3 protein-coding genes are annotated in these 8,071 nt (G+C 42.2%); all 3 read left to right on the top strand.

Annotation, left to right across the window (positions count from 1 at the left end; all coding sequences use genetic code 11):
* A partial coding sequence (locus KGY70_13635; GenBank protein ID MBS3776230.1) for a hypothetical protein occupies positions 1-2,897 on the top strand: 2,897 nt, incomplete at its 5' end.
* 90 nt (positions 2,898-2,987) lie between these two features.
* Positions 2,988-4,532 (top strand): L-fucose/L-arabinose isomerase family protein, encoded by a 1,545-nt coding sequence (locus KGY70_13630; protein ID MBS3776229.1) that lies wholly within the window; start codon positions 2,988-2,990, stop codon positions 4,530-4,532.
* Positions 4,533-4,795: 263 nt separating this feature from the next.
* Positions 4,796-7,885 carry a hypothetical protein gene (locus tag KGY70_13625; GenBank protein MBS3776228.1) on the top strand — a complete coding sequence of 1,030 codons (3,090 nt, stop codon included), beginning with the start codon at positions 4,796-4,798 and terminating at the stop codon, positions 7,883-7,885.
* Positions 7,886-8,071 lie beyond the last annotated feature (186 nt).

Raw genomic sequence — 8,071 nt, 5'->3', positions numbered from 1 at the left:
ACATTTATGGGCAAGAGACAGTTACTTATTCGGAATTTTCTCAGGGATTTAAGACGCCTCCTGATAAGGCCCGCCCAATGGTATATCATTGGTGGCTGGGTGGTAATGTTGATACGGTAAGGCTTAAAGAGGAGATTGAATCTATGAAAGAAGCTGGAATTTCAGGTTTCACCATTTTTGAAATTGGCTCGCGTGACACCAATCACGTGAAATCAGGACCCGCTTTTATGGGTGAGGAATCCTTGGAGACCATCAAATTTGCCGTTGAGCAGGCCGGCAAACTGGGTCTGGAGGTTGGTTTAAATACCGCCAGCAGCTGGAATGCCGGGGGTAGCTGGATAAAGCCCAAATATGCAGCGAAATCGATATATCGTTCTAAAAAGGAAATTACCGGCAGAAGCCGACAGAGCATAAAATTACCGTTTCCTGATATTCCGGAAAAGGATGACTGGGGTAATCCCACTATGATTGAATTTGGCCCTGACGGCCGACCGGTGTTTTATGAGGAAGTAGCAGTCCTGGCCGTTCCTGCCAACCACGGGGGTGCCTACATGGATACCAGCGACATCATCAATGTCTCCCGGTATTATAATCCGGAAACCGAGAAGTTAAACTGGGAAGCTCCTTCGGGAGAGTGGGAAATCGTAAGGTATGTCTGCTCCAATTCAGGGGAGAACCTGGTCCTTCCCAGCGAGCACTCTGCGGGACCTATCCTCGACCATTTCGATGCAGCCTCCACCGAGTATCATTTTAACTATATGATAGACAGGTTGGAATCCGTTCTGGGTGACCTGGAGGAAACCGCGCTCACCAATTTGTATATGGCAAGCTATGAAGCCAAGGGCTCTACCTGGACCACTACGCTGCCGTCAGAGTTTGAACAGATCAACGGGTATGAAGTTGACAAATTCCTACCGGCTTTATTTGATAAGGAAATATTTGCTTCCGGACTTACCGACAAATTCCGGGAAGATTTTCAAAGGACCCTGTCCGAGCTGATGATCAACAACTTTTATAAAAAGTCCAAAGAAGTCTGCAATGCCCATGGACTTGAGACTAACGCGGAAGCAGGGGGACCAGGCCAACCCCTTCACGATGTACCGGTTGAGCCTCTGAAAGCCCTGGGAAGCCTCGACCGGCCCCGCGGTGAGTTTTGGATCAATCATGGCCGGTTTAATAAAAAAGGCATTGATATTTTACGGGTAGTCAAAGAGGTATCGTCGGCTTCGCATATTTATGGACGTGGTACTGTAGAGGAGGAAGCCTTTACCTCGTTTCAGCACTGGCAAATAGGCCCGTATGAAATGAAGCCTATGGGCGACCGCGCATTTTGTGAGGGAATGAACAAGGTTGTGGTACACGGATCTACTCATAATCCATCCTACACGGGAGATCCGGGCATTGTTTATCACGCCGGTACCCACTACAACGATAAAAGGGTTTGGTGGCCCAAGATCAGGCCTTTCAATGATTATTTAGCCCGTATCTCCTATATTCTTCAGGAGGCAGAATTTAAAGCGGATGTGCTTTATTACTATGGGGATACGATACCCAACTACGGGGGGCATAAGAACAGTCGCTTTATTGTCGGTGCCGGATACGATTATGAAATCATCAATACCGAGATCCTAAAAGAACTTGAAGTGAAAGACGATAAACTGGTTTTGCCCCGAACCGGTGCCGAATTTGAGATGCTGGCACTGGCGGATGAACATGAATTCAATCCCGGAGTACTGCTCAAGCTTGAGAAATTAGCCAAGCAGGGAGCAGTCATCATAGGTGAGAAACCCATGAGGGTTGCCAGTCGAAAAATCAAGCCCGGCATGAAAGATGTAGAGGGTATAATAGATAGGTTATGGAAAGATTATAAACCGGGGGATTTAAAAAGAAACAAGACCAGGATCTATCACGATATAGAGGCCTCGCAAATACTTGGACATCAGAATGTTGTTCCTGACTTTAGCTATGACGACAAGGAAATATTTACCTTGGATTACGTCCATTACGGAAAAGATGACCTGGATTTCTACCTTGTTCGGAATACTACCGGAGAGTGGATTTCAAGAGATCTTAGTTTCCGCCAGCAGGAAAAAGTTCCTGAGATATGGGATCCTGTATCCGGGGAGATCGTTCAGGCATCGATCTACAATCAGGATGATCATTACATCAGTTTGCCGCTCACCCTTGCACCCTATGGAGCCAAATTTGTCGTGTTCAGAGAAGGCAGTTTTGATTCACATTATACAAGTGTAAAAGGCTCTGATGAGCATCCGCCCTTATTACAATATGAGAAAGAAGGGATTCATTTTTGGGAAGAAGGAGAGTTTAAGCTGGCGGGAAAGGAACAGCCCAGGACTGTCAACAACGAGATCGGTGTTCAACCGCTGGAAGGAACCTGGGAAGTGTTTTTCCCCGAAGGCTGGGGAGCGCCTGAACGGGTGATATTTCCGGAGCTCAAGTCATGGACGGAGTCAAAACATCAAGGAGTAAAGTATTTTTCTGGCATAGCCCGTTATGAGAAGGATTTTGTATATACTATCAATTCGAATGTACTGGAAGATCCCAGGATTTATCTGGATTTGGGTGATCTGTCTCACGTGGGTGAGGTATGGCTGAATGAGCAGCCTCTGGGAATAACCTGGACCAAACCCTCCCGGTTTGACATCACTGATGAACTCAAACCTGGAAGGAATAAGCTGGTTGTTGAGATTGCCAATACATGGTCAAACCGGCTTACAGGTGATGCCCTGACCGGCCAGAACTATACCAGTACGAACATTGGTTCAACCGATGTAGAAAAGGGATATTTTATTGATGCTCCCTGGGTTGAGGTACCCCTGGTTGAATCCGGGTTGTTTGGTCCGGTAAGAATTATTACTGTAAAGCCAGTCAATTAGTTACTGGTATAATGTTAGAAAACATAATATTGTGCGGTAGAAATTTAATCTTTTGAAAAATTAACCAACTTTATAAACACTTAATAGATTATGAAATTAATTAGATGGAAGTTTTTGGTATTCCCTATTCTTTTAACAGGGATATTCATTAAGGGTTTGGATGCGCAACCGGACATACCCAGGAAAGAGCCGCTTTCTGCCAGGGTTGGGATATACGGAGTAGGTCATTATACATACTGGGATCAGTTTCCAGGCTTACTGGACAGGATGCATGAGAAGATGGATGTATTTGAAGAAAAGGTCAAATCCAATGGTGTAGAGGTTGTCAATTTTGGTCTGGGAGATAAGGCTAAAGATGCCTACCGGGTTTTGCCCGAGATGCAGGCAGCCAACCTTGACCTGCTGTTTATTGACATGGTCACCTATGCCACATCCTCGACCATTGCCAAAATATTCAGGGATTTGGATGTTCCAATGGTCATGGTAGGATTGCAGCCTTTAGAGGCCTTGAATTATGATGAGGCGACAACGCAGATGCAACTGGCGAATGATGATATATGTTCGATGCCTGAATTTGCCAATACAGCTGTTCGCATGGGCAGGGAGGTGCCTCCCTTTATTATAGGTACCTTACATAATGATCCGGAGGCTGATAAGGAAATAGCTAAATATTGTCAGATAGCCAAAGTATTGCATGATTTGAAAACCTCGCGAATTGGGGCAATGGGACATGTATTGGAAAACATGTACGATCTGCAATTTGATCCGACCCAGATATCCGAAGCCTTTGGATGCCATGTTGTGATGTGCGAAGCCAATGATATAGTGGCAAAATATCAGAAGGTAAGCGAGAAAGAAGTAGAGGATTATAAGGAAAGGGTATTGAGCTTTTTTGATACCCCTGTTCCCAAAGCAGATCCGATTACTCAAAAGTTGACGGATAAGGATTTATATGAGGCATCGAAAACAGGAGTAGCCTTGGAGAAATTTATTGAAGAAAAAGACCTGGATGGCCTGTCCTATTATTACGAAGGGATGGAAGGTAGTGAGACACAGAAGGTCATGTCCAGTCTGATCGTAGGCAATTCGCTGCTGACTGCTGCCGGATTTCCCATGGTCGGTGAATTTGATATAAAAACCTGCATTTCCATGATGATCATGGACCGTCTGGACATAGGAGGTAGTTTGGGAGAGTTTCATCCCATAGATTTCAAGGAAGATTTTGTGCTGGTAGGCCATGACGGACCGCATCATATTAAAATAGCAGAAGGAAAACCCGTAATAAGGAGTTTGAAAAAATATCACGGAAAGCCGGGTTCCGGTGCAAGCGTTGAATTTAAGATCAAGGAAGGTCCCATCACGCTGATGGGCATTGGCCAGACAAAGGAGGGTGATTATAAGTTCATCATAGCAGAAGGTCGGTCTGAAGAAGGTCCGATACCCGCCACAGGAAATACCAACACGCGGGGTAAATTCTTTCCTGATACGAAAACTTTTTTGAAAAGGTGGTTCTCCGAAGCCCCCACTCATCATTTTGCCATTGGAGTGGGACATCATGCGGACGAGCTTGAGCAAATAGCTGAATATTTGGACATAAAGTCAGTAGTTGTAACGCCTCCAACCGATAACAAGTAACGTTGATTTTATGATGTGAGATAAAGCGTTTAATGTAAATGGCAGTATTATGACAATTAAGGCTCTAAACTGCTATTGGATAAGTATTAATTTATATGGTGGAGCTAGTATCTTTTATTTGGTAGCCGTTTAGAGCTTTTTTATTATCCCTGATTTAAGGATTTATGATTTTTTATTATATGTTTATTCATTATTTACATATCCCCTTATCTTTATGCATTTAGCGCTCAATTGTTGTGCGTGGTAATCCCAAAATAATATATATGGAAGAAGATTATAAAAACGGGTTAAAAATATCCAGACGAAGTTTTCTGAACACCTCTTTAACTGCTGCTGCAGGCTTAATGATATTACCACATAATTTCATAACAGGTAAAACTCTGCGGCAACATTTATCAAAAAGAGGCTATCCCAATGGCCACATTTCATCCGCTGCCACTGTTTTGGAAAAAAATTTTCATTCCATACCCGGCCCTTCTAAGCCTTGGGTTTACTGGTGGTGGCTTAAGGGCAATGTCAATAAAGAATCAATTACACGGGAATTAGAAGAAATGAATAAACAAGGGATTGGAGGGGTTTTGATCTGCGATTCCCGAGGGTACCATGATGATTACTATACAGGTAATATTCCTGTGCCCTTACATATTAAACATGAATTTATGAGTAGCGGATGGCGTAATATGTTAAAACACGTCACCCAGGAAGCTGCCCGCTTAGGCATGCAAGTAAGTGTTAATCTTTCCAATACCGGCGGATCTCTCAGAGGTCCCTGGGATATGGGTGCCTACGGACCTAAGCGTTTGATATGGGCTGGAGCTACTGTAAAAGGAACTGTAAATATTTCTGCTTACCTAAATAGGCCAAAAGAATATTTTTGGGATATAGCTTTATTGGCGGTTAAAACTGAGCCAGATAGTTTGAATGCAGAAGATCCATCACATATAGACCTGAATAATAAATGGTATGAAGTGGTAAACGGAGGAAAAGGGGATGCAGCTTTAGCTTATAAAACGATCGACTTGTCAGATTATATAGAACAAGGATTTTTAAATTGGGATGTACCGAAAGGTCAATGGCGTATTCTCCGCTTTGCCTGTGCTGTTTTTGAAGAAGAAGGTCATCATGAAGGTATGTCCGCGGGTAAAGGGAGTGTTGATATTTTAAATGAAGATGCGGTGGAACATTATTTCAATCTTATGGGTAATCGTCTTTTAGACGAGATAGGTTCACTTGCAGGCAATACACTAACCCATTTTTACAATGTAAGCTGGGAGGGAGTTTATCCGAATTGGACCTTAGGCCTGGAACATGCATTCGAAAAATATAGAGGATACGATTTAAAGCCTTTTTTTCCTGTACTTGCTGGTATGATTGTGAAAAATATAGATGTTTCTAAACGATTTATGAGAGATTACCATCGGACATTGAGTGATTGTTTTAGAGATAATTGTTACAAAAAGATAGGAGCGCTCAGCCACGCTCGAGGAGTGAATTGGCATTCAGAGAATGGGGGTCCTTGGAAACGTGATTCTCCTTTATTTAAGGAAGCCGACATGCTTAATTTTTGGGGTACAAATGACATGCCTCAGGCAGAGTTCTGGTGTTCCAATCAGGATTTTGCCAAAAGCAATGCTCGTTTTGCTGCAATGGCCGCTCATACTTATGGCCATAAGTTGGTTTCCATTGAAGCATTTACACATATGGATTATCACTGGTCTAAATATCCGGCCTATCTGAAATTCTTCGCAGATATGAATTTTATTGATGGTGCCAATAAGTTTGTATGGCATACTTTTACCTCTTCACCTAAAGAGATCGAAAAGCCTGGTTATGAATATTTTGCCGGAACTCATTTCAATCCTAATGTTACCTGGTGGAATGACTCTGGTAGCTTTATGAATTATCTCGGCCGTTGCCAATATTTATTAAGTAAAGGGTATTATGTGGCTGATGCCTGCGTTTATGTAAGTGATAAAAATTATGTTAGGTGGGGCCGGGGGAAAAAATGGAGCAACACGCCAACCATCACTTTTGGAGAAGGATATAAATATGATCTTATCAATGTAGAAATTCTTTTAAATCGTTTAGGGGTTGAGAATGGTAAGATTGTCCTACCCGATGGGATGTCTTATCAAGTGTTGGTAGTTGATTTGGAAGAAGAAATTATTACCGTTGAAGCTTTAAAGAAAATTTATCATCTGGCAAAGTCTGGTGCTACTATTGTTTTGGGGCAACGTCGACCCAAAACTGTACCGGGGCTTGATAATTATCCTGAGGGTGAGAAAAAGATACATCAGTTGTCAAAAAAATTATGGCCAGAAAAAAGTAAAGGACCCCATCAAACCTCTATAGGAAAAGGGGAAATATATACGGGAACAAATGTAGACAAAGTGTTTGAGGATAAAGGTATATTACCCGATTTTGAAGGCCCGTTTGAATATATCCATCGTAAAAGTGAAAATTTAGATATTTATTTTATTTCAGGTACAGGTGAAGGAGAATGTAAATTTCGTATTAAAGACCGAAAACCGGAACTTTGGGACCCTGTTAGAGGTAGAGTGTATGAGACTATTAATTATCGCTATACCAATGATGGCCGAACGGTTGTTCCCATTAATCTCCCCAGAGATGGTTCAATGTTTGTTGTGTTTCGCAATTCTTCAGAATCAGTTCATGTTGTTTCTGTTGATGGTCCGGGTAACGATTTTGAAATCAAGAATCACCGAGATGATATCCTAAAATTTCTTTTTTGGCAGAGCGGCAATTATCGGATAAAATTTTCTAATAATAAAACAAAGAAAATAAAAGTGGAGACCCTTCCTTCAATGGAATTAACTGGTCCTTGGAAAGTAGAGTTTACACCTGGTTGGGGTGCTCCGGAAACAATAATTTTTCAGAGACTTATTCCCTGGAATGCTCATTCTGATCAAGGTATCAAATACTATTCAGGAACAGCAGTTTATAAAAAGATGTTTAGTTTGAAGGAAAAGCACTTGGAGATACCTGTACGTCTCCATTTAGGGGAAGTACATAATATCGCCAGGGTCCATTTAAATGATAATGATCTTGGTGTGGTCTGGACTGCTCCTTGGATAATGGACCTTACAGATGCTCTCAAAGAAGGTGAAAATAAACTGGAGATTGAAGTGACTAATTGCTGGATCAATAGACTTATTGGTGATGCAGCATTACCACCGGAGAAACGTTTTACTGAGACCAATGTACGCCTTGTTTCAGAGAGAGGGAATTATAGGAGTTTCGAAGCTGTGGCTGCAAATGATTCTTTGCTCCCTTCAGGATTGGTAGGACCGGTGCAGCTCAAATTCGGAGATAAAAAGAAAATTTCTTATTAGCAGGTTAAGCTAATTTTCAAGCTTATAGTCCAAGCCTTAAAATAATAATTTAAATACCTATGAAAATATCACGCCGCAACTTTATCCGCATGGTCTCTTTGTCTTCATTGAGCCTTGCAAGTTTTCCAATGGTCAATTTCGGATGCACCCGGCCTGGTAAACAAAGCCAACAAAATGGGGCTTTAT

The organism is Bacteroidales bacterium, from assembly GCA_018334875.1.
Lineage (GTDB): Bacteria > Bacteroidota > Bacteroidia > Bacteroidales > UBA12077 > JAGXLC01.
This window is presented reverse-complemented; position numbering and strand designations above follow the sequence as displayed.

What these genes read in the sequence shown, in the direction of transcription:
- KGY70_13630 (MBS3776229.1), top strand. Translation starts at nt 2,988, where the DNA reads ATGAAATTAATTAGATGGAAGTTTTTGGTATTCCCTATTCTTTTAACA.
- KGY70_13625 (MBS3776228.1), top strand. Translation starts at nt 4,796, where the DNA reads ATGGAAGAAGATTATAAAAACGGGTTAAAAATATCCAGACGAAGTTTT.